This is a genomic window from Streptomyces sp. NBC_00988, from assembly GCF_045162645.1.
Taxonomy (GTDB): domain Bacteria; phylum Actinomycetota; class Actinomycetes; order Streptomycetales; family Streptomycetaceae; genus Streptomyces.
The window spans coordinates 5,339,626-5,359,680 of sequence record NZ_CP108730.1 but is presented as its reverse complement, the minus strand read 5'-3'; the positions used below and the strand labels follow the sequence as shown (position 1 = coordinate 5,359,680).

18 protein-coding genes are annotated in these 20,055 nt (G+C 69.6%); 8 read left to right on the top strand and 10 right to left on the bottom strand.

Annotated elements, in window-relative coordinates; translation table 11 throughout:
• Nucleotides 1-26: 26 nt before the first annotated feature.
• Nucleotides 27-410 carry a VOC family protein gene (locus OG496_RS24355; RefSeq protein ID WP_366498919.1) on the bottom strand — a complete coding sequence of 128 codons (384 nt, stop codon included), beginning with the start codon at nt 408-410 and terminating at the stop codon, nt 27-29.
• A 52-nt stretch (nt 411-462) separates the two neighbouring features.
• On the bottom strand, nt 463-840 hold the full coding sequence (locus OG496_RS24350) for a VOC family protein (protein ID WP_405972384.1): 378 nt from the start codon (nt 838-840) through the stop codon (nt 463-465).
• Nucleotides 841-941: 101 nt separating this feature from the next.
• On the opposite strand from OG496_RS24350, the gene OG496_RS24345 reads away from it, so the two are divergent.
• Nucleotides 942-1,442 (top strand): CGNR zinc finger domain-containing protein, encoded by a 501-nt coding sequence (locus OG496_RS24345; RefSeq protein ID WP_405972383.1) that lies wholly within the window; start codon nt 942-944, stop codon nt 1,440-1,442.
• A gap of 268 nt (nt 1,443-1,710) precedes the next feature.
• On the opposite strand, the gene OG496_RS24340 is transcribed toward OG496_RS24345, so the two are convergent.
• Nucleotides 1,711-3,054, bottom strand: a complete 1,344-nt coding sequence (locus OG496_RS24340) for a UDP-glucose dehydrogenase family protein (protein WP_399395566.1) — start codon at nt 3,052-3,054, stop codon at nt 1,711-1,713.
• 178 nt (nt 3,055-3,232) lie between these two features.
• On the opposite strand from OG496_RS24340, the gene OG496_RS24335 reads away from it, so the two are divergent.
• Both OG496_RS24335 and OG496_RS24330 read left to right on the top strand, forming a co-directional pair.
• Nucleotides 3,233-4,390 (top strand): acyl-CoA dehydrogenase, encoded by a 1,158-nt coding sequence (locus OG496_RS24335; protein WP_405972382.1) that lies wholly within the window; start codon nt 3,233-3,235, stop codon nt 4,388-4,390.
• A 90-nt stretch (nt 4,391-4,480) separates the two neighbouring features.
• On the top strand, nt 4,481-5,305 hold the full coding sequence (locus tag OG496_RS24330; protein WP_405972381.1) for a class I SAM-dependent methyltransferase: 825 nt from the start codon (nt 4,481-4,483) through the stop codon (nt 5,303-5,305).
• Between the two features lie 7 nt (nt 5,306-5,312).
• Here OG496_RS24330 and OG496_RS24325 read toward each other — a convergent pair whose 3' ends face one another.
• Nucleotides 5,313-6,608, bottom strand: coding sequence for an LCP family protein (locus OG496_RS24325; protein ID WP_366498925.1), 1,296 nt, complete (start codon nt 6,606-6,608; stop codon nt 5,313-5,315).
• Nucleotides 6,609-6,726: 118 nt separating this feature from the next.
• Between OG496_RS24325 and OG496_RS24320 the strand changes: the two genes are divergently transcribed.
• Nucleotides 6,727-7,251, top strand: coding sequence for an acyl-CoA thioesterase (locus OG496_RS24320; RefSeq protein WP_266769310.1), 525 nt, complete (start codon nt 6,727-6,729; stop codon nt 7,249-7,251).
• A gap of 76 nt (nt 7,252-7,327) precedes the next feature.
• On the opposite strand, the gene OG496_RS24315 is transcribed toward OG496_RS24320, so the two are convergent.
• On the bottom strand, nt 7,328-8,785 hold the full coding sequence (locus OG496_RS24315; protein ID WP_405972380.1) for an LCP family protein: 1,458 nt from the start codon (nt 8,783-8,785) through the stop codon (nt 7,328-7,330).
• Between the two features lie 126 nt (nt 8,786-8,911).
• Here OG496_RS24315 and OG496_RS24310 point away from each other — a divergent pair, with 126 nt between their 5' ends.
• Nucleotides 8,912-9,961 carry a glycosyltransferase family 2 protein gene (locus tag OG496_RS24310; protein WP_366498927.1) on the top strand — a complete coding sequence of 350 codons (1,050 nt, stop codon included), beginning with the start codon at nt 8,912-8,914 and terminating at the stop codon, nt 9,959-9,961.
• A gap of 27 nt (nt 9,962-9,988) precedes the next feature.
• On the opposite strand, the gene OG496_RS24305 is transcribed toward OG496_RS24310, so the two are convergent.
• Nucleotides 9,989-11,437 carry an LCP family protein gene (locus OG496_RS24305; protein ID WP_405972379.1) on the bottom strand — a complete coding sequence of 483 codons (1,449 nt, stop codon included), beginning with the start codon at nt 11,435-11,437 and terminating at the stop codon, nt 9,989-9,991.
• Here OG496_RS24305 and OG496_RS24300 point away from each other — a divergent pair.
• Nucleotides 11,427-11,633 carry a hypothetical protein gene (locus tag OG496_RS24300; protein WP_399395558.1) on the top strand — a complete coding sequence of 69 codons (207 nt, stop codon included), beginning with the start codon at nt 11,427-11,429 and terminating at the stop codon, nt 11,631-11,633. The two genes, OG496_RS24305 and OG496_RS24300, sit on opposite strands and share 11 nt — an antisense overlap.
• A gap of 53 nt (nt 11,634-11,686) precedes the next feature.
• On the opposite strand, the gene OG496_RS24295 is transcribed toward OG496_RS24300, so the two are convergent.
• The 3 genes from OG496_RS24295 to OG496_RS24285 form a co-directional block, all read right to left on the bottom strand.
• Nucleotides 11,687-13,411: an LCP family protein gene (locus tag OG496_RS24295; protein ID WP_366498929.1), complete on the bottom strand. Its 1,725-nt coding sequence runs from the start codon at nt 13,409-13,411 to the stop codon at nt 11,687-11,689.
• A 208-nt stretch (nt 13,412-13,619) separates the two neighbouring features.
• On the bottom strand, nt 13,620-14,735 hold the full coding sequence (locus OG496_RS24290) for an LCP family protein (RefSeq protein WP_399395836.1): 1,116 nt from the start codon (nt 14,733-14,735) through the stop codon (nt 13,620-13,622).
• A gap of 293 nt (nt 14,736-15,028) precedes the next feature.
• Nucleotides 15,029-15,766: a TIGR03089 family protein gene (locus tag OG496_RS24285; protein ID WP_399395555.1), complete on the bottom strand. Its 738-nt coding sequence runs from the start codon at nt 15,764-15,766 to the stop codon at nt 15,029-15,031.
• Nucleotides 15,767-15,904: 138 nt separating this feature from the next.
• On the opposite strand from OG496_RS24285, the gene OG496_RS24280 reads away from it, so the two are divergent.
• Together OG496_RS24280 and OG496_RS24275 are read left to right on the top strand one after the other, a co-directional pair.
• Nucleotides 15,905-17,242, top strand: a complete 1,338-nt coding sequence (locus OG496_RS24280; RefSeq protein ID WP_405972378.1) for a peptidoglycan recognition protein — start codon at nt 15,905-15,907, stop codon at nt 17,240-17,242.
• 151 nt (nt 17,243-17,393) lie between these two features.
• On the top strand, nt 17,394-18,476 hold the full coding sequence (locus OG496_RS24275; RefSeq protein ID WP_366498933.1) for an NDP-sugar synthase: 1,083 nt from the start codon (nt 17,394-17,396) through the stop codon (nt 18,474-18,476).
• A gap of 427 nt (nt 18,477-18,903) precedes the next feature.
• Here OG496_RS24275 and OG496_RS24270 read toward each other — a convergent pair whose 3' ends face one another.
• A complete protein-coding gene (locus OG496_RS24270; RefSeq protein ID WP_405972377.1) occupies nt 18,904-19,905 on the bottom strand; it encodes a DNA-3-methyladenine glycosylase family protein in 1,002 nt (333 codons plus the stop codon).
• Nucleotides 19,906-20,055 lie beyond the last annotated feature (150 nt).

Sequence of the window (20,055 nt, the reverse complement as noted above, 5' to 3'; positions counted from 1 at the left end):
TACGGGTTTTACAGGTTCTACGGGTTCTACGGGTGGTCGATCCGGCAGAGGCAGAAGGGATGCCCTGCCGGATCGGCGTACACCCGGAAGTCCTCCTTGTCCTCCTGGTGCAACGGCCGCGCGCCGAGCGCCAGCGCCTTCGCCTCCGCGACCTCCAGCTCCGCCCAGGTCGGCCCGGAGTCGAAGTCGAGATGGAGCTGCTGCGGCCGGTCCGCGCGCGGCCACTGGGGCGGGGTGTAGTCCGTCACCCGCTGGAAGGCGAGCCGCGGCCCGTCCGGAACATCGAGTACGACCCACTCGTCGTGGGCGACGTGGGGGGTGCCGCCGAGGATCCCGGCGTAGAACTCGGCGAGCGCGAGCGGGTCGGGGCAGTCGAGCACGGTGGAACGGAAACGTGCCACGGCGGACATGGTGATCTCCCTGTTGTCGGCTGTGTCGGCTGTGTGGGTGGTGTCGGCGGTCTCAGCAGGCGCAGAGGCAGAACGGGTGCCCCGCCGGGTCGGCGTACACACGCCACGCGCGTGAGCGGTCCTCGGTGTCCAGCGGCGTCGCGCCCAGCGCCAGGACGTCCTTCTCGGCCGCGTCCAGGTCCGTGACGGTCAGGTCGAGATGGAACTGCTGGGAGCCGCCGGTCGCGGGCCACTCCGGCGGTACGTGTCCGGGGGCCTCCTGGAACGCCAGCGTCCGCCCGCCCGGCAGCTTCAGGTCCACCCAGTCGCCGCCGTCCTCGTCCTCGACGGCGCCGCCCAGGATCCCGGCGTAGAAGGCGGCGAGCGCGCGCGGATCGGGACAGTCCAGGACGACGGCACCCAGCTCGGCGATGGGGGAGGGGTCGGTCATGACGGACTCCTTCGAGTTACCCATAGATACCGCCAGGCGGTAACGGTTACTGCATGCTCCCGCATTGGAGGTAACGTCGCAAGCATGAAGTGGTCGCAACCATGAGTGAACGAGGTCCCGCCCCCGGCGACCTGGCCCTGATCGAGGCCCTGGTGAACACGCTGGACATCGAGGCGGGGGCCGACGCGCTCGACACGGAGGACGGCCGGGCCCTCTTCGGACTCACTGCACACCAGGTCCCGCACGCCCGTGAACTGCGCGAGTCCCTGCGCGCCACGCTGCTGGCCCACGCGGGCCATCCCGCGCACCAGGACGTGACCCCGCTCGGTGAACTCCTCGCACGGGCCCCGCTGTTGATCGAAATCGACGCCCACGACGGCTCCGCCCGCCTCACCCCCGCCGACGCGGAACCCCTGCTCTCCCGTGTGGCGGCAGCGATCGCCGGGTCCTTGGTCGAGGGCACCTGGCCCCGCCTCAAGGCGTGCGAGGCGCCGACCTGCCACTGGGCGTACTACGACCGCAGCCCGGCGGGCCGGGGCCGCTGGTGCTCGATGGCGGTCTGCGGTTCGCGCGCGAAGATGCGCCGCTACCGCGCCAAGTAGCCCTCACGGAAGGCGACTTGAGAGGTCCCGACGCCCAGCACGGCCCAGTGGTGCAGAATGCAGCCAGACGCCGGTCCGGCCGACTGAGCCTCGGCCGGACCGGCGTCGTCCGCTCAGCCGTCGCTCAGGTGTGCGCCATGCGGTAGGGCGGCTCACCGCGTGAGCGTCGGGCAGGCCGGTGTCGTCCGCCCGCCCACGTGAGACGCGGCGGGCCGGCCCACCGGCCGAGCCTCGGCCGGACCGGCGTCGCCTGTCTCCGGACGGCTGCCTATGCCGTGGGCCGCCCCATCGCCCGGAACGTCCACCCCGCCTTGCGCCACAGCACCGGGTCGAGTGCGTTGCGCCCGTCCAGGACGACCCGGGCGCGTACGGCCTCGCCGAGGGCCGCCGGGTCCAGCTCGCGGAACTCACGCCACTCCGTCAGGTGCAGGACGACGTCGGCGCCGCGTACGGCCTCGACGGCGGTGTCGGCGTAGCCCAGGGTCGGGAACAGCCGTAGGGCGTTGGGCATGCCCTTCGGGTCGTAGACCGTGACCTGGCCGCCCTGGAGGTGGATCTGGCCGGCGACGTTCAGGGCGGGGGAGTCGCGGACGTCGTCGGAGTCCGGCTTGAAGGTCGCGCCGAGGACGGCGACGCGCTTGCCGAGGAAGGAGCCGCCGCCGAGGGCCTCGCGGGTCATCTCGACCATCTGGCCGCGCCGCCGCATGTTGATGGAGTCGATCTCGCGGAGGAAGGTCAGCGCCTGGTCGGCGCCCAGTTCACCGGCGCGGGCCATGAACGCCCGGATGTCCTTCGGGAGGCAGCCGCCGCCGAAGCCGATCCCGGCCCGCAGGAACTTCTTCCCGATCCGCTCGTCGTGCCCGATCGCCTCGGCCAGCTTCACGACATCGCCGTCCGCGGCCTCGCAGACCTCGGCCATCGCGTTGATGAAGGAGATCTTCGTGGCGAGGAAGGAGTTCGCGGCCGTCTTCACCAGCTCGGCGGTCGGGAAGTCCGTCACGACGAACGGCGATCCGGCCGCGATCGGCGGGGCGTACACCTCGCGCAGCAGCCTCTCGGACCGCTCGCTCCGTACGCCGACCACGATCCGGTCCGGGTGCAGCGTGTCCTGGACGGCGAAGCCCTCACGCAGGAACTCCGGGTTCCAGGCCAGCTCGGCGTCCTCGCCGACGGGCGCGTGCTCGGCCAGGTAGGCGGCCAGCCGGTCCGCCGAGCCCACCGGCACGGTGGACTTGCCGACGACGAGCGCGGGGCGGGTGAGGTGCGGGGCGAGCAGCTCGAAGGCCCGGTCGACGTACGACATGTCGCAGGCGTACTCGCCGTGCTTCTGCGGGGTGTTCGTGCACATGAAGTGGACGTCGCCGAACTCCGCGACCTCGGCCCAGTCCATGGTGAAGCGCAGCCGCCCGGTGGAGCCCTCGATCCCGGCGACGTGCTTGCGCAACAGCTCCTCAAGGCCCGGTTCGTACATCGGGACCTCACCCCGTTGGAGCATCTCGATCTTCTCGGGGACGACGTCCAGACCCAGCACCTCGTAGCCCAGCTCGGCCATGGCCGCGGCGTGCGTGGCGCCGAGATAGCCGGTGCCGATCACGGTGATCTTGAGGGCCATGAGTGCTCCAGAAGGGGTACGGGGGCGATGCGCGCCCGAGCATAACCGGCGCTCTCACCGGGCACCTTTCCCCCTGTCGCCAAGCTCACGTATCCCTCCCGTGGGCGGGCCCCTAAAATTTGGGTTACTTAACGGTAATTAGCACTGTGAACACAGCGTCCTTGGAGCGTGAGAGACCTTGGCCGGATCGGCTGACTTCGACCTGTACCGCCCGTCGGAGGAGCACGACATGCTCCGCGACGCGATCCGTTCACTGGCCGAGGCGAAGATCGCGCCGTACGCCGCAGTGGTGGACGAGGAGTCCCGCTTCCCGCAGGAGGCACTGGACGCCCTCGTTGCGAACGACCTGCACGCCGTCCACGTCCCCGAGGAGTACGGCGGCACCGGTGCGGACGCGCTGGCCACGGTGATCGTGATCGAGGAGGTGGCCCGGGTGTGCGCGTCCTCCTCCCTGATCCCGGCGGTGAACAAGCTGGGCTCGCTCCCGGTGATCCTCTCGGGTTCCGAGGACCTGAAGAAGAAGTACATGACGCCGCTCGCCAAGGGCGACGCGATGTTCTCGTACGCCCTCTCCGAGCCGGACGCGGGCTCGGACGCGGCCGGCATGAAGACGAAGGCGGTCCGCGACGGCGACCACTACGTCCTGAACGGTGTGAAGCGCTGGATCACCAACGCGGGCGTCTCCGAGTACTACACGGTGATGGCGGTGACCGACCCCGAGAAGCGCTCCAAGGGCATCTCCGCGTTCGTGGTGGAGAAGGCGGACGAGGGTGTCTCCTTCGGCGCCCCGGAGAAGAAGCTCGGCATCAAGGGCTCCCCGACCCGCGAGGTCTACCTCGACAACGTCCGCATCCCCGCCGACCGCATGATCGGCGCGGAGGGCACCGGCTTCGCCACCGCGATGAAGACCCTGGACCACACCCGCATCACCATCGCGGCCCAGGCCCTCGGCATCGCCCAGGGCGCCCTCGACTACGCCAAGGGCTACGTCAAGGAACGCAAGCAGTTCGGCAAGCCGATCGCCGACTTCCAGGGCATCCAGTTCATGCTCGCCGACATGGCCATGAAGATCGAGGCCGCCCGCGCCCTCACCTACCAGGCCGCGGCCGCGTCGGAACGGGGCGACAAGAACCTCACCTTCCAGGGCGCCGCCGCCAAGTGCTTCGCCTCGGACGTCGCCATGGAGGTCACCGTCGACGCGGTCCAGCTCCTCGGCGGCTACGGCTACACCCGCGACTACCCGGTCGAGCGCATGATGCGCGACGCCAAGATCACCCAGATCTACGAGGGCACCAACCAGGTCCAGCGGATCGTGATGGCCCGCAACCTGCCGTAGCCGACGAGCAGTTACGAGCGGTAGCGGTATCGAGGGCACCCCCGGTCTCCGGTGGGTGCCCTCACCGTTTCGTCAGGCATGCTGCGGCCCATGACCGACCCGACACAGACACAGACCGCCTTCGACACCGCCGAACGCACCATGTGGTCCGGCCGAGCCCACGCCTACGCGGCGAGCTTCGCCCGGCTCTGCGCACATCCCGTGGAGCGCCTGCTGGACGCTGCGCAGGTCGAGGCCGGGACGTACGTCCTCGACGCCGGCACCGGGACCGGTACGGCGGCCCTGGCCGCGCTGGGGCGGGGCGCGCGGGTGTGTGCCGTGGACGCCGATGCCGGGATGGTGGCGGTCGCGCGGGCGGCGGGGGTGGAGGCACGGGTCGCTGCACTACCCCAACTGCCTTTTCCTGACGGCGAGTTCGACGCCGTGGTCGGCAACTTCGTCATCAACCACGTCGGCCGCCCCCGCGCCGCCCTCGCCGAACTACGGCGCGTGCTGAAGCCGGGCGGACGGGTCGCGCTGACTCTCTGGGGTGCGCGGCGCGGTGCCGGGCAGGAACTGTTCGGGCGGGCCTTCGCGGCGGCGGAGGCAGTGATACCCGCGGATCTGCCGCGGCTCGACCCTGCCGAGGACTTCGCGCGTACGGCGGACGGTTTCGCGGAGCTGCTCCGCGAGGCGGGCTTCACGGACGCCGGGGCTGTCGAGCTGGAGTGGGACCACCGCACCACCGTCGACGAGTGGTGGGGCGGGCCCGCCGCCGGTGTCGCCACCGCCGGGCTCGTCGTCACCTCGCAGGAGGAGGGGACGGTCGTACGGATCAGGCGGGAGTACGACCGGCTGGCCGGTGAATTCGCCGTAGGGGGACATGAGTTGGCCCTGCCGCACATCGCCGTGTTGGCGTGCGGCAGGGCCGGCTGACAGCTCCTCAGTTACCGGAGACCGTCACCTTCTGGTCGTTGTTCAGCTCGTTCACCAGGGTCTTCACCTTCGCCTTGTCCCAGACGAGGTTGCCGCCGGTGGAGCCGGAGATCGGCATGTTCATGGAGGTGCCGTCGCCGCCGCTGACGCCCTTCATGGCCCAGAACATGGACGCGAGGTCCCAGAGCGACATGTCCTTGTCGACCGAGAGGGAGTCCAGGCCTGCGCCCAGCGTCGGGTAGAGCTTGAAGGGGTTCAGGAGGGTGCCCGGGGTCGCCACCTGGTGGGCCAGGGCCGACAGGAACTTCTGCTGGTTCTTCGTGCGCTGGAGGTCGGAGGCGGCGAACGCGTGCCGGGTGCGGACGAAGGCCAGGGCCTCCTCGCCGTTCAGAGTCTGCTTGCCGGCCTTGAAGTCGGCGCCCGAGTACGAGTCCTTGAAGCCCTTGTCGATGTCGATCGTGACCCCGCCGACCGCGTCCACGATGTCCGCGAAGCCGTTGAAGCCGATCTCGACGTAGTGGTCGATGTGCAGGCCCATGTTGTACTCGACGGTCCGCACCAGCAGCGTCGGGCCGTCCTCCGCGTACGCCGCGTTCAGCTTCGTCTGGCGGCCCGTGTTCTGGTACGTCTTGCCCGAGGTGGAGCCTACGTACGACGGGATCGTGACGTTCGAGTCGCGCGGCAGTGAGATCAGGGTGTCGCCGCTGTCGCCCACGTGCAGGATCATCATCGAGTCCGTGCGCTTGCCCGCCGCGGAACCGGTGTGCAGCTTCTTCTTCTCGGCCGCGGTCAGCCCCTCGCGGCTGTCGGACCCGACGATCAGGTAGTTCGTGCCGTCGCCCGCCTCCGGCCGGTCGATCACCTTCGACAGGTCGACGTCGCGGTTCAGCTTGGAGTCGGCCCAGAAGTAGGTCGCCACGGAGGTCACGACCAGCACGGTGACCAGGGTGATCGCGCCCCACTTGATACGCCGGCGCCAGTTCGGCGCGCGGCGCGGACCACGCCCGCCGTCCGGCCCCTGCGGTCCGCCCGGCCCGCCACCGCCGTAGACCTGGCCGGTGTTGTAGCCGTCGTGCCCGTTGTTGTCGTAGCCGCCCTGGCCGTAGCCGTTCTGGCCCTCGTCATAGCCCTGGCCGCCCGTGTACGACGGCTGCGGCGGGACTCCGGCGCCGTACGGCGGGGCCTGCGGGCCGCGTCGTACCTGGCGCATCACACGTGCGCTTTCCGGCTGTGCGTTCGCGCTGCCGCGTCCGTACTGATTGCCGCGGTCGTCGCCGGACCATGCCTCGGGCCAATCGTTCATGGGGCCCAGTGTGCAGGTAGCGGCTATGTCGTTTACAAGGGTCGTAGGAAAATCAGGGCACTGCTGTTGCGAAGCCAACACAAAGTCCGCAGATGTCCACTCACATAGGGTGGCGTCCATGACAGATCTGCCGGGCAAGCCGACGTCCGCCTCCCGGACCACCCTCAGCCACATCATGACCAACGCCGACACGAACCTTCTGGGGACGGTGCACGGCGGGGTCATCATGAAGCTGGTCGACGACGCGGCGGGCGCCGTCGCCGGGCGGCACAGCGGCGGACCGGCCGTGACCGCGTCGATGGACGAGATGGCGTTCCTGGAACCGGTTCGCGTCGGCGACCTCGTCCATGTGAAGGCGCAGGTCAACTGGACCGGGCGGAGCTCCATGGAGGTCGGCGTACGGGTCATGGCCGAGCGCTGGAACGAGTCGACCCCGGCCACCCAGGTCGGCTCCGCGTACCTCGTCTTCGCCGCCGTCGACGCCGACGGCAAGCCCCGCGCGGTCCCGCCCGTCCTCCCGGAGACCGAGCGCGACGAGCGCCGCTACCAGGAGGCCCAGATCCGCCGCACCCACCGCCTGGCCCGCCGCCGCGCGATCATGGAGCTGCGCGAGAAGCGGGCCGCGGAGGGCCTCGACGACTGAGACCCGCCCGCCGGCGCTGTTACAAACGCCCCACCTCGTCACGAACACCCCACCTCTTCATGAACATCTCAGTTCGCTACGAACACCCCACCTCGTCCCCCGTCACCACCCCGAACTCGCCCTGCTGCACATCTGTCGCCCGCACCCGAGTGACCTGCTTGAAGTCTCTCCCGGCGATCACCTTCAGCACCGGCCCCTGCCCCTTCACCGCCCGCAGCTCGCTCCCGGGCAGCGCCGCCGCGAGCGATTTCGCGGAACGGTCCCAGCGGGGGTCGTAGGCGACGACCGTCCGTCGTACGGCGTGGTCGGCCGCGCTCGTCGGCTGGTGCGACGTACGGAAGCCGGTCGCCGCGAGCGCCGCGTCGACGCGCTTGCCGAGACCGCCGGTCGCCGTGCCGTTCTCCACCTGGACCTGGATCTGCTGCGGGGCCACGTCCACCTTCACGGCGTTGGCGTGCGCCGCCTTGTGCACAGTCAGGGGCTTGTCGTCGCGCAGGGCCTGGAAGAGCTTGGCGGCCTTCGGCTCGTCCCATTTCAGGGTGGAGCCGATGCCCTTCACGACGTATCCCATCTGCCCGATCGGGACCGTGGTGAACTCGGAGGAGGACGGCGAGAAGGTGCGCATCGCCCGCCCCAGGTCGAGGAGTTCGTCGGTGCCGAAGCCCTTGTCCGCGCGGACCGAGCCGAGCACGGCCCGGGTCACGTCACGGAACTTCAGCGGGTTCAGCAGCACCCCGGAGGAGGTGGCCTGGTCGATCAGCGCCGCGAGGAAACGCTGCTGGCGCTTCATCCGGCCGAGGTCGGAGGCGCCGTCTACGTGCCGCGAGCGGACGTACTGCAGGGCCTGCCCGCCCATCAGGGTGTGCGAACCGGCGGGCAGATCGAGACCGGTGTACGAGTCCTTGAGCGGCTCGGCGGTGCAGATCTTCACGCCACCGAGGACGTCGACGGTCTTCATGAAGCTGGTGAAGTCGACCTCCAGGTAGTGGTCGATCTTCACGTGGGTCATGGACTCGACGGTCTGGACGGTGAGGTTGGGGCCGCCCTCCGCGTACGCAGCGTTGAGCTTGATGGGGTGCGGGCCGTGGTGCTCGCCGGTGGTCTGGTCGACGTGCGGGGGCGTCTCGGCGTAGGAGTCGCGGGGGAGGCTGACGACGCTGGCGCGCTCCCGGTCCTCCGAGATGTGCACGATCATGATCGTGTCGGTGCAGTGGCAGGGCGCGCCGCCGAGGTGGTACTGGCGCCGCTCCTGCTCGGTGATCTTGTCGCGGCCGTCGGTGCCGACGAGCAGGACGTTCATGCCGTGGCCCGCGCGCGGGCGGTTCTTCATGTCCTTGAAGGGGTCGACGCGGGCGATGTCCGCGTCGAGGCTGGTGACCACCGCGTGCCCGATCCCGGCGGACGCGAGGACCACCACGGACAGCGTGGTCGCCGCCCGCATGGCCCAGCGCGGCTTCTTCTTCGGTCGTACGGGTGGCCGTGGGCGCCGCTGCGGTGGACGGGCGGCGGGGGAGCGGCGGGGCGGCGTGGGCATGGGGGACACCTCCGCGAGGGCCGTACGTGGGATCTTGAGCACCGTAGGCCGATACGATCTGATACGACGGCAGACGCCCGGGCGGGGCGCGTCCGTGTCCCCCGTTCGCGGTAACGTGAGCCCCCTATGAACGCCAAGCCCGACGTGCGACTCCCCGCCGTTTCTGTGATCATGCCCGTTCTCGACGAGGAGCGGCATCTGCGCGGAGCCGTCCAAGCGATCCTCGCGCAGGAGTACGACGGCGAGATGGAGGTCGTGATCGCCATCGGTCCCTCGAAGGACCGTACGGACGAGATCGCGGCCCAGCTCGTGGCGGAGACTGCGTCTTCTGAAAACAAGCGCGTCCACACCGTCCCGAACCCCACCGGCCGTACGCCCGCCGCCCTCAACGCCGCGATCAAGGCCTCCCGCCATCCGATCGTCGTCCGCGTCGACGGCCACGGCATCCTCTCGCCGAACTACATCGCCACCGCCGTACGCCTCCTGGAGGAGACCGGCGCGCAGAACGTCGGCGGCATCATGCACGCCGAGGGCGAGAACGCCTGGGAGGACGCGGTCGCCGCCGCGATGACCTCGAAGATCGGCGTGGGCAACGCGGCCTTCCACACGGGAGGGGAGGCGGGCTCCGCCGAGACGGTGTACCTCGGCGTCTTCCGCCGCGAGGCACTGGAGCAACAGGGCGGCTACAACGAGGAGTTCATCCGCGCCCAGGACTGGGAGCTGAACTTCCGCATCCGCGAGGCGGGCGGCCTGATCTGGTTCTCACCCGAGCTCCGGGTCTCGTACCGCCCCCGCCCGTCGGTGAAGGCCCTCGCCAAGCAGTACAAGGACTACGGCCGCTGGCGGCACGTCGTCGCCCGCTACCACGAGGGCTCCATCAACCTCCGCTACCTCGCCCCGCCGACGGCGGTCTGCGCGATCGCGGCGGGCATCGTGGCCGGCGCGGCCCTGACCCCCTGGGCCTTCCTGATCCCGGCCGGCTACCTCGCGGCAATCACCCTCGGCTCCCTCCCCGCAGGCAAGGGCCTCCCCCTGAAGGCCCGCCTCCAGATCCCGGTAGCCCTCGCCACCATGCACATGTCCTGGGGCTACGGCTTCCTCACCAGCCCCAAGTCCCTTGCGCGCAGGGTGATCGCGTCCAGGCGTCCCGCGGTACTCAGCTCGACCAGCAGCTGAGTACCGTCACACCGACGACCCGGACTGCTACCAGACGTAGTTCGGGTCGACGTGCATGCATGCCGTGGTGTCCGAGCCGTTGAGGGCGTCCGCCGAGGTCGGGGTCGTGTCGTCCTCGGCCGGGGCCTTGTACTTCGTGCCGGTCGTCCAGTCCGCGCCGACGACCAGGGTGACGCCGGAGACGCTCGTGGACTTCTTCACCGTGCTCGTCGGGATGCCGAGGGCCTTGGCGACCCGTTGGGCGTCGCCCTCCAGGTCGGCGCTCGGGTAGCGGACGAGCGTCGTGGCCTGGATGGGGGCCGTCGAGGAGTCGGCGACCGCCTCCTTGAAGCCCTTGCCGACGAGGAGTTGGGCGATCGAGGTGGCCCGGCCGCGGACCGCGCCCGTCGTGTCGGTGCGGGTGCCGTTCTCCACCTGTACGGCGATCTTGTCGTCGGCGGCGGCCGGATCGCTGGACGCCTTCACCGCCGTAGCCGACTTCTTCTTGTCCTTGCCGTCCAGCGCGATGTCCTCACGGACCAGCCGGAACAGCTGGTCGGCGTCGGTCGTCCTGGGCACCACCCGGCCGCTGCTGCCCGAGTACTCCCACGGCATCGTCGTCATGGTGATCCGGCCGGTCGGAACCTTCTTCAGCTCCTTGCTCAGGTCGTACAGCTTGGCCACGGTCCCGAGGCCGTTGTCGACCGTGAGCGCCTTCGTGGCCGTCTCGGCGAGGCTGCGCAGCTTCGTCGGGTTGCTCAGCGTGGCGTTCTCCCGCAGCTGGCGGACCATCGAGTTCATGTACTGGTGCTGCGCCTTGGTCCGGGCGATGTCGGTGTCGTCCTCGAAGCCGTAGCGCGTGCGCAGCCACTGCAGGGCCTGCTTGCCCTTCACCGCCGTGGTGCCCTTCTTCAGCTTCAGGCCCGAGCCCTTGCCGGAGGAGGTGTGTGAGTAGATGTTGGCGTCCACGCAGACCGGCACCCCGCCGATCGCGTCCGCCATCGAGACGACACCCGAGAAGTCGACCATCATGAAGTGGTCGATGTGGATGTCGGTCAGCTTCTCCCAGGTCGCCACCGTGCACCCGGGGCCGCCGCGGCCCAGCGAGTCGTTCGTGATGACGTCCGTCTCGGCCGCGTACGTCTTGCCGGTGTCCGGGTCCGTGCACTTGGGGATGTCCGTCAACGTGTCGCGCGGCATGCTCACGACCGACATGTTGCTGCGGTCCGCGGAGACGTGGAGCAGCATCTGGACGTCGGCGCGGGCCGGGGTGTCGAAGGTGTCCTTCGCGCCGCCGAGCTTCTGGTTCTCCGCGGAGTCCCGCGCGTCCGAACCGATCAGCAGGATGTTCAACGGCTTCTGCCCGGCCGCGTTGGCCTTGGACTCGGCCGCCCGGTCCTTCTCGTCCCCGATGTTCAGGGGGTCTTTCTTTATGTTGTGGTTGAGGTGCTGGTAGTACAGGTATCCGGCGCCGGCCGTCCCGAGTATGACCAGCACGAGGACACTCGCCGACCAGCGCAACGCCCGTCGGCTACGGCCCTTGCGTCTGCCCCCGTCCCCGTCCGAGGGGCTCTTCCCCTTCGCCGGTCTCTTCCCGTCCGCCGGCGTGAGCGACATCGTGTCCTCAACCGCCGGCACCTCCCCACGCACGCTGCTCCGAGTCAAGTCCCCACCCCTCCACGACGCGCCCTGACGCACGGGTCCGCCCCGCGCCCCGTTAGACGCGGAACGGACCCGTGTGGTCACTTACTTGGCGCACTCAACCTTGTCCGCCGTGGACTTCTGGACCCCCTCCGGCGTCGACCCCGCTGTCGAGGTGAGCGGGACGCCGGCTCCCTTGAAGTCCTTGCCCAGGGTCAGCGTCATCGCCGGCAGCCCCTGGGAGTTCTGCACACTCTTGCCCGGCTTCATCGCGGACCCCGAGAGACCCATGATGTCGGCGAGCCGTCGAGCCTGGTCCGCCTGGTCGGGTGCGTACTCAAGGGTCGTCTTCGCGAGCACCGCCGGAGCGTTGCCCGCGTTCTCGGACTTGAGCACGCCCTCATCATTCTGCAGCCACGTAAGAGTTTCCTGTGCGCTGCCGGCGACGGCCCCTCCGTTGAGGATCCGCACCCGCACCGCGGAGGCGGCGGACTTGGTGCCCTTGAGCCGGGCGGCCACGGCGGCCTTCTCCTTCGCGGCCTTCTGCTTGACCGCGGTGAAGGAGGTGTCGCTCTTGATCAGGGAGAAGACCTGCGGGGCGGTCGTGTTGTTGAGGACGACCGTCACCGGGGTCTTCTCCGCCGGGTTGTCGACGACCGGCACGGTGGTGAAGGTCAGGTTCTTCGGGTTGAGCTTGCCCAGCTCAAGACCGAGGTCCTTCAGCTTGCTGATGCTGTCGAGGTTGTCGTCGACGGTCAGCGCCTTGGTGCCGGCCTCGGCCAGCTTCAGCATCTTCCCGGGGTTGGTGAGCGTGGAGTTGGACTTCAGCTTCCGCATCAGCGCGCTCAGGAACTGCTGCTGCAGCGTGATCCTGCTCAGGTCACCGCCGAAGCCGACCGAGTGCCGGGTCCGCACGAAGGCCAGCGCCTGCTCGCCCGAGAGGTTGTGCGTGCCCTTGGACAGCTTCAGATGCGAGTCGGAGTCGTCGATGTTCTTGGCCAGACAGACCTCGACCCCGCCGACGGCGTCGGTGAGCGTCTTCACGGCGTTGAAGTCGGCCACCATGAAGTCGTCGGGCTGGATCCCGGTCAGCTCGGTGACCGTCCGCACGGTGCAGCTGGGCGTACGCCCGTCCTGCCCGAGGCTCGTGTTGAAGCGGACGCTCGTCGTCCCCGGGATGACCTTGGACGTGCCGTCCGACTGGGTCGTAGGACAGTCCGGGACGTCGGTGATCAGGTCGCGGGGGATGCTGAGCGCGGTCGCGTTCGAGCGGTCCTTGGACACGTGCAGCAGGATCGTGGTGTCCGCGTGGCCGACGCTGCCGGCGTCGCCGTAGCCCTCGTTGCCCGCGCCGGTGCGCTTGTCGGTGCCGATCACCAGCAGGTTGATGGCCTTGCCCTTGCTGAAGCCACCGGTGCTCGCGCCGTCGTCGGAGACGGCCGTGATGTTGTCGTTGAGGTGCTTGATGTAGAGGTACCCGGCCGCGGAGACGGCGACCAGCACGAAGGCCAGCCCGCCGCCGGTCCACATCAGGACCTTCTTGCCCTTGGCCTTCTTCGCCGGTCGGCGACCGCGCCTGGCCGGTGGCTCCTCGGGCGCGCCCCGCCGTCTGCGCGGCGGTGGCACCTCACGCCCCGGACTCCTCGGGACCGTCTCCCGCTCCGGCGCCGCGACACTGCGGTTCTGCGCAGTGGCTCTACGGGGCCCCGGCACCGCTGACTGCGGTGTGGAAGGAGTCAGTCGCAGTTCGTATTCACCAGTGTTCGGATTGAGTACCCACTGGTCTGCGGGGTCGATGTTGTCCGCCCGCCCACGGCCTTGCGCGTCCACGGTTTACCGAATCCTCCGTCGGGGCCACGCGGCGCCTTCCCCCTCCAGGCGCTCGGGTCTCGTTCATCCAGTGCGGCAAGCACACCGGATCGCTCACACTATCCGTCCAGTTGAGCGGCAAGTGACTGCGGTGACAAATTCCACGTCCCTACAACCGGTCAATCCGTCCTATTTTTCGGAACAAAAGTTCGTCGACTTGGTGATCGCTTTACCCACAGGTGTCCTCGGCGGCGGTGTTCCCGCGAAACGTGGGCGCGGGTGAGACCTCTGAACCGGGCGCCGTATTACGGGCGTTTGCGACAGAATCCTGCGGAACTTCCTCCGTCACCGCGACGGTCGCGTCCGCCCGGAGCCGGGCGAACAGCTTTTCGGCCTCGGGCTCCACGAGCTGGTCGCGATTCGCGTTGTAAATGTACGACTCCCGCGGAACGGTGAGGAATTGCACATGTTCGGTGGGGATGTTCCGCAGCCCGCGCACCAGTTCGTACAAACCGCGCAGATTGGCCAGTTCCGGATCGGTGGTCAGTGAAGAGGTGGCCGCATCGAGCACGGGATACAGCTTCACCGGATTGAACAGCACGTCATCGCTCTGCACCTTGTTGACGAGCGCCCCCAGAAACCCCTGCTGACGGTCCATCCGATCGGTGTCACTGCCGTTCCCGAGCGACTTCCGCGCCCGCACATACCCGAGCGCCTGCTCTCCATCGAGAGTCACGCGCCCCGCAGGCAGCTTCAACCGGGCGGCCTTGTCGCGAATAGGACTCTTCAGACAGACCTGCACCCCGTCCACGGCGTCGACCATGTCCTTGAACCCATGAAAGTCCACCACCATGTGGTGGTCGATCCGCACGTTCGTCAGCTTCTCCACGGTCCGGATCGTGCACCCCGAACCCCCCACCTGGAACGCGTAGTTGAACATCGCGAACATCGGCTCGGTCCGCGTCCCGTCCGGCCGCAGACACCCCGGTACGTCCACCATCAGGTCCCGCGGCAACGACACGGCGGTGGCGCTGCGCCGGTCGGCCGCCAGATGCAACAGGATCGTCGTGTCCGACCGCTCGGTCCCCGAGTCCCGCCCGTACTCCGCGTTCCCGTCCCCCGACCGCGAGTCGGACCCGATCAGCAGAATGTTCTGCGCCCCCTTCACGAGGGCGGTGGGCCGCTCCTTCTCGTACCGGGCGAGCTCGGCGGCGGCGGCGTTGTCGGGCGTGATGTTCGAGTCGAGCTTCGCGTAGACACCCCATCCGACACCGGCGGCCCCTACGACGACCAGTCCCACCCCGGCCCCGACCCCCCGAACCCACCGCCGACGCCGCCGCCGTATGAGCCCCGTCCCGGAAGCGGAAGCCCCCGCACCCGGCCCGAGAACGCCTCCTACGGTGTCGTCGAACACGTGCGGTTCCACCCCTCATGGCCGTCGTAAGAGTGTGTGGTCCTGCGTGTGGTTCTGCTCTTACGACCATGGCGCGGATGGGGTGGGGAGGCGGGGGTTAGTGACCCATTCGGGTGACCGTGATGCCCTCAGGGGCGCGGGGCTGTATCGATGTGCGGCTCCGCCGCGTGGGCGCGACCAGCCGCAACGCGCCCGCACCCGCCAGACAACCGTCACCACCCCCTTCAGAGGCGCGAAACAGTCACCCGCTCACTCTCAACCCGCTTGGCCAAGGACTCCTCGCCCAGCTGATCCAGATTCCGGCACAACACCACGGACCCCCCAGAGGCAAGCGGCGCATACAACCCCGCGCTCAGCCCCTCCCACCTGTCGTACGAGAGCCCGGACAGCACCCGAGCCCCCGCATCCCCGTCGGCAAGGGCCCGCTCGACAACCTCGGCCCCCGTGAACTCGCTCCCGCCGACGACCAACGCAGGCTCCTCGGGGTCAACGGGAGAGAACGCCACAAACCGATCCCCCTGACCCGGCACCTCGACGGCATAGTCGACGAACCCGGCCGGGGTCTGCGGAAACCGCCCTCCGAGCGGCCGCAGGGCAAGGGCGACCCGCTCCCCACCGCACGCCCGAGCCGCTTCCAGGGACTCCGGCCCGCTGACCACCACATCGGCCCCGGAGGGATCCCCTCCCACGTCCGCGACCACCCCCACCGACGAACACGCCAGCAACCACACCGCCGTCTGCCAGTGCGCCGGCAACAACACCGCGACCCGATCGCCGGGCCCAGCGCCGAGATCCCCCTGAAGCAGATTCGCGGTCTTGGCCACCCAATTGGCGAAGGTGGCCACGGACAATTCGACACGTTCCCCCGTGGCGTCGTCGTAGAAGGTCACCAGGGGGCGGCCGGGATCCGCGGCGAGCGCGGAACGCAGCAGGTCGGCAGGGGTGCGATCGGTGGCGTTCACCCGCGCAAGCGTACGCGGGCGCCCACCGCCGCACGCCCCCGCGTCCGGCGCCGGACCACCGGTTCGGACGAACGGCAGCCGACGGTCCGTCAATTCCCGGATGGGCAGATATGTATGGCTATGTTCAGAATCAGGGGCATGCGTGGATTCCTTGCTTCCTCGATCGGCGTCACCTGCGCGGCCGCACTGGCCCTCCCGCTCACCCTGCCCGCGGCCGCGGCGCCGGCATCGGCATCGGCATCGGCGGCGCGGTCAACGAGCGGCGCGAGAACCGCGTCGACGACCGCCGCACCGGACCTCCCCGGCAGCACCCAGTCGCTGCCCCTCACCCCCCGTACCCGCGACCGCACCCTGGGCGCGGCCCCCGAACAGGGCCTCACCCGCGACGACGTCCACCGCTTCTCCCTCGTCGGCGTCACCTGGTCCGACCCTGACACCGAACTGCGCGGCCAGGTCCAGGTCCGCACCCGGGCCACCGGCACCGGCGAGTGGTCCGGCTGGCGGGACATCGACACCCACAACGAGGACCACGGCGCCGACCCCGGCACCGCCGAACGCGACTCGGGCCACGTCCACGGCTCCACGGCCCCGCTGTGGGTGGGCGACTCGGACGGAGTGGACGTACGCGTGAGAGCGGACACGGCGGCGACGAGGACCGTAGGAAACACCGACGAACAGCCGTCCTTCCTTCCCACCGGCCTGCACCTGGAACTGGTGGACCCGGGCGCGGCGGAAGCCCCGGCCGCGGGCGCCCGTCCCGCGACCACCAACCGCACCGCCACCCCCCGCCTCGCCGCCACCGAGCTCCCGGCGCTGAGCAGGCAGGCCACGGAGCGGGAACTGGTCGCCGTTGGCGGCAAGGTGCAGCCGTACATCGGCCCGCGCCCGCGGATCGTCACCCGGCACGGCTGGGGTGCCGACGAGAAGCTGCGGGAGAAGGGGTTCGTGTACACGAAGAAGGTCAAGGCGGCCTTCGTGCACCACACCGCGACCGGCAACAACTACCGCTGCTCGCAAGCGCCTTCAGTCATTCGCGGTATCTACCGCTACCACGTCAAGAGCAGTGGCTGGCGTGACATCGGCTACAACTTCCTCGTCGACAAGTGCGGGACCATCTACGAGGGCCGCGCCGGGGGAGTGGCGAAGGCGGTCATGGGCGCCCACACCCTCGGTTTCAACACCAACAGCATGGGGATCGCGGTCCTCGGAACCTTCGGCAGCGCCAAACCGTCCTCGGCGGCAGTGACCGCCATCGCCAAGCTCACCGCCTGGAAGCTCGGCCTCTACGGGGTCAATCCGCGCGGCAAGACATACCTGAAGTCCGGTGGTGGCAATCTCTACCGAAAAGGAAAGAACGTACGACTCAATGTGATCTCCGGCCATCGGGACGGGTTCGCCACGGAGTGCCCAGGTCGGCAGCTCTACGGCAAGCTCGGCTCGGCCCGCTCCACGTCGGCCCGTTACCAGGGCCGCTGACCGGGGCGGACCGACAGGGGGGCCGGGGAAGGGTCTGCGGAACACCTGCGCAGCCGCACAGTGACGCGCGGCTGAGCGGATCCACGGTCTGCATACACTGGCCGGCCGAAAAAACAGTTCGGCCGGTCCCGGCAGGAAGCAGAGACGACAGGTGACAGAAGCGATCCTCCTGGTCGGCGGCAAGGGCACCCGGTTGCGCCCGCTCACGGTGCACACCCCGAAGCCGATGGTCAGGGCGGCGGGGGTGCCGTTCCTCACGCATCAGCTGGCGAGAGCGAGAGCGGCGGGCGTGGACCACATCGTCCTGGCCACTTCCTATCTGGCGGAGGTGTTCGAACCGCACTTCGGTGACGGTTCGTCCCTCGGCCTCCACATCGAGTACGTCACGGAGGACGAGCCCCTCGGCACGGGCGGCGCGATCCGCAACGTGGCCGCGCGGCTCCACTCGGGTCCCGACGACCCGGTCCTGATCTTCAACGGCGACATCCTGACGGGCCTGGACATCAGGGCCCTGGTCCATACCCACGAGACAACGGGCGCGGACGTCTCCCTCCACCTGACGAAGGTGACGGACCCGCGCGCGTACGGCCTGGTCCCCACGGACGAGACGGGCAGGGTCCTCGCCTTCCTGGAGAAGCCCCAGACCCCCGAGGAGATCGTCACCGACCAGATCAACGCGGGTGCGTACGTCTTCCGCCGCTCGATCATCGACACGATCCCGGCAGGCCGCCCGGTGTCGGTGGAACGGGAGACTTTCCCGGACCTGCTGGCCGCCGGCGCCCACCTCCAGGGCCTGGTCGACTCGACGTACTGGCTGGACCTCGGCACCCCGGCGGCCTTCGTCCGAGGCTCGGCGGACCTGGTCCTGGGCCGGGCCCCGTCCCCCGCGATCCCGGGCCGCTGCGGCGACCGCCTGGTCCTCCCTACGGCCCGAGTGGCCGCCGACGCCAAACTGACGGGCGGCACGGTGGTGGGCGAGGGCGCGTTCGTGGCAGAGGGCGCGAGGGTCTTCGGCAGCACGATCCTGCCGGGCGCGGTCATCGAACCGGGAGCCGTCATCACCGACTCCCTCATCGGCACCCGGGCCCGCGTCGGCGAACGCTCCGTCCTCACCGGCACAGTCATCGGAGACGGCGCGATCATCGGCGCCGACAACGAACTCCGGGACGGCATGCGGGTGTGGTGCGATGCGCGGATCCCGGCGGGGGCGGTGAGGTTCTCTTCGGATCAGTGAGGTCGGATCAGTAGGGGGACAGGGGGTGGGGGTGGGGGTGGGGGTGGGCGACTGTTGGCCTGCCTCCAAGCCTGCCGGGTCGTGTGGGGGTGCACTTCGGGGCGTACTGGGCCGGTGGTGCTGCGCTTCTGGCCCACCGAGTCGACCGCCGGTGCATTTCTTGGCGTACCGGGTCGGCGGTGTAGTGCTTCTTGGCGTACCGGGTCGGCGGTGCAGTGCTTCTCGGCGTACCGAGTCGGCGGTGCAGTACTTCTCGGCGTACCGAGTCGGTAGTGCGGCACTTCTAGGCCAACCGAGTCGGGTGGTGGGTGGGCATAGGCCTGGGGGTCTGGGGGCGGAGCCCCCAGGGACGGCAGCTGAAGCCCCCCCCAGCAGCTGAAGCCCCCCAGCAACCGAAGCACCCCCGGCAGCTGAAGCCCCCCGCACCTCACAACGCCCCGATGTCCCCCCGCGGCATCTTCGGCGCCCGTCTCGCCGGAGTCCGCCCGCTCAGCAGAATCAACCGAGCCGCCCGATGCCGCTGCCCCGCATACGGCTCCAGCAACGACAACATCACCGAGTCGTCCGCGTCCCGGTCCCCGGCCAACGCCCACCCCACGATCCCCGGCAGATGCAGATCCCCCACGGTCACCGCATCTGCCGCCCCATGACTCCGCTGCACGGTCTCCGCGGACGTCCACACCCCCACCCCCGGCACCACCTCCAACCGAGCCCGCGCATCCTCCGCGGACATCGCCCCCGCCTGCTCCAGCCGCGCGGCGACCCGTACGGCACGCAGAATCGTCGAGGCCCGCTTGTCGTCGACCCCGGCCCGATGCCACTCCCACGACGGGATCAACGCCCACGCCCGCGGCGCCGGCATCACCCACATCCGCCCGCCGACAGGACCGGGCGCCGGCACCCCGAACTTCCGTACCAACAACCGCCAGGCCCGATACGCCTCGTCGGTCGTCACCTTCTGCTCCAACACCGACGGAATCAACGACTCCAGCACCAGCCCGGTCCGCGTCAACCGCAACCCCGGCCGCCGATGCTGAGCCACCGCCACAAGCCGATGCCGAGGCACGAACGCCTCAGGATCGTCAGCGGCGCCGAGCATCTCCGGCAACCGCTCCAACAACCACCCCGCCCCCGGCCCCCAGGCCTCCCCGCGCACCTCACCCCCGTGAGCGGACACCCGCAAGGTCCCCGGCCCGACGGGCGTAAGACTGGCCCGCCACACAGCCCCGTCCGCGTCCGCCCGAAACGTGGGATCCCCGGGCCCCCGCCGCAACGGCCCGAGCACCAGCCCCAGATCGAGCACCCCATCCGGCACCCACCTCCGCACCCGTCCCGCTTCGGCGACCTGCCGAGGGATACCCCCGGGCACGACGACATCCCCGCCTCGCACGGTCGTACGAGTGGGCCGAGGAGCGAAACGTCCGGCCACGGTGAGTTCCAGGGGGTGATGTGAGGTGCCTGAAGAGTCCTACGAGCCTAGGGTGCAGCGCGCCCCCATAGGGGCGCGGGGCTGTGCCAATATGCGGCTCCGCCGCGTGGGCGCGCTCAGCCACAAACGACCCGCACCCGCACCCGCAAC

Bases quoted from the DNA above. Each gene is read 5' to 3' on its own strand.
- OG496_RS24310 (WP_366498927.1), top strand. From the start codon at position 8,912: ATGAACGCCAAGCCCGACGTGCGACTCCCCGCCGTTTCTGTGATCATG.
- OG496_RS24340 (WP_399395566.1), bottom strand. From the start codon at position 3,054: ATGGCCCTCAAGATCACCGTGATCGGCACCGGCTATCTCGGCGCCACG.
- OG496_RS24300 (WP_399395558.1), top strand. From the start codon at position 11,427: ATGACCAGCACGAGGACACTCGCCGACCAGCGCAACGCCCGTCGGCTA.
- OG496_RS24320 (WP_266769310.1), top strand. From the start codon at position 6,727: ATGACAGATCTGCCGGGCAAGCCGACGTCCGCCTCCCGGACCACCCTC.
- OG496_RS24325 (WP_366498925.1), bottom strand. From the start codon at position 6,608: ATGAACGATTGGCCCGAGGCATGGTCCGGCGACGACCGCGGCAATCAG.
- OG496_RS24345 (WP_405972383.1), top strand. From the start codon at position 942: ATGAGTGAACGAGGTCCCGCCCCCGGCGACCTGGCCCTGATCGAGGCC.
- OG496_RS24350 (WP_405972384.1), bottom strand. From the start codon at position 840: ATGACCGACCCCTCCCCCATCGCCGAGCTGGGTGCCGTCGTCCTGGAC.
- OG496_RS24355 (WP_366498919.1), bottom strand. From the start codon at position 410: ATGTCCGCCGTGGCACGTTTCCGTTCCACCGTGCTCGACTGCCCCGAC.
- OG496_RS24330 (WP_405972381.1), top strand. From the start codon at position 4,481: ATGACCGACCCGACACAGACACAGACCGCCTTCGACACCGCCGAACGC.
- OG496_RS24280 (WP_405972378.1), top strand. From the start codon at position 15,905: ATGCGTGGATTCCTTGCTTCCTCGATCGGCGTCACCTGCGCGGCCGCA.
- OG496_RS24315 (WP_405972380.1), bottom strand. From the start codon at position 8,785: ATGCCCACGCCGCCCCGCCGCTCCCCCGCCGCCCGTCCACCGCAGCGG.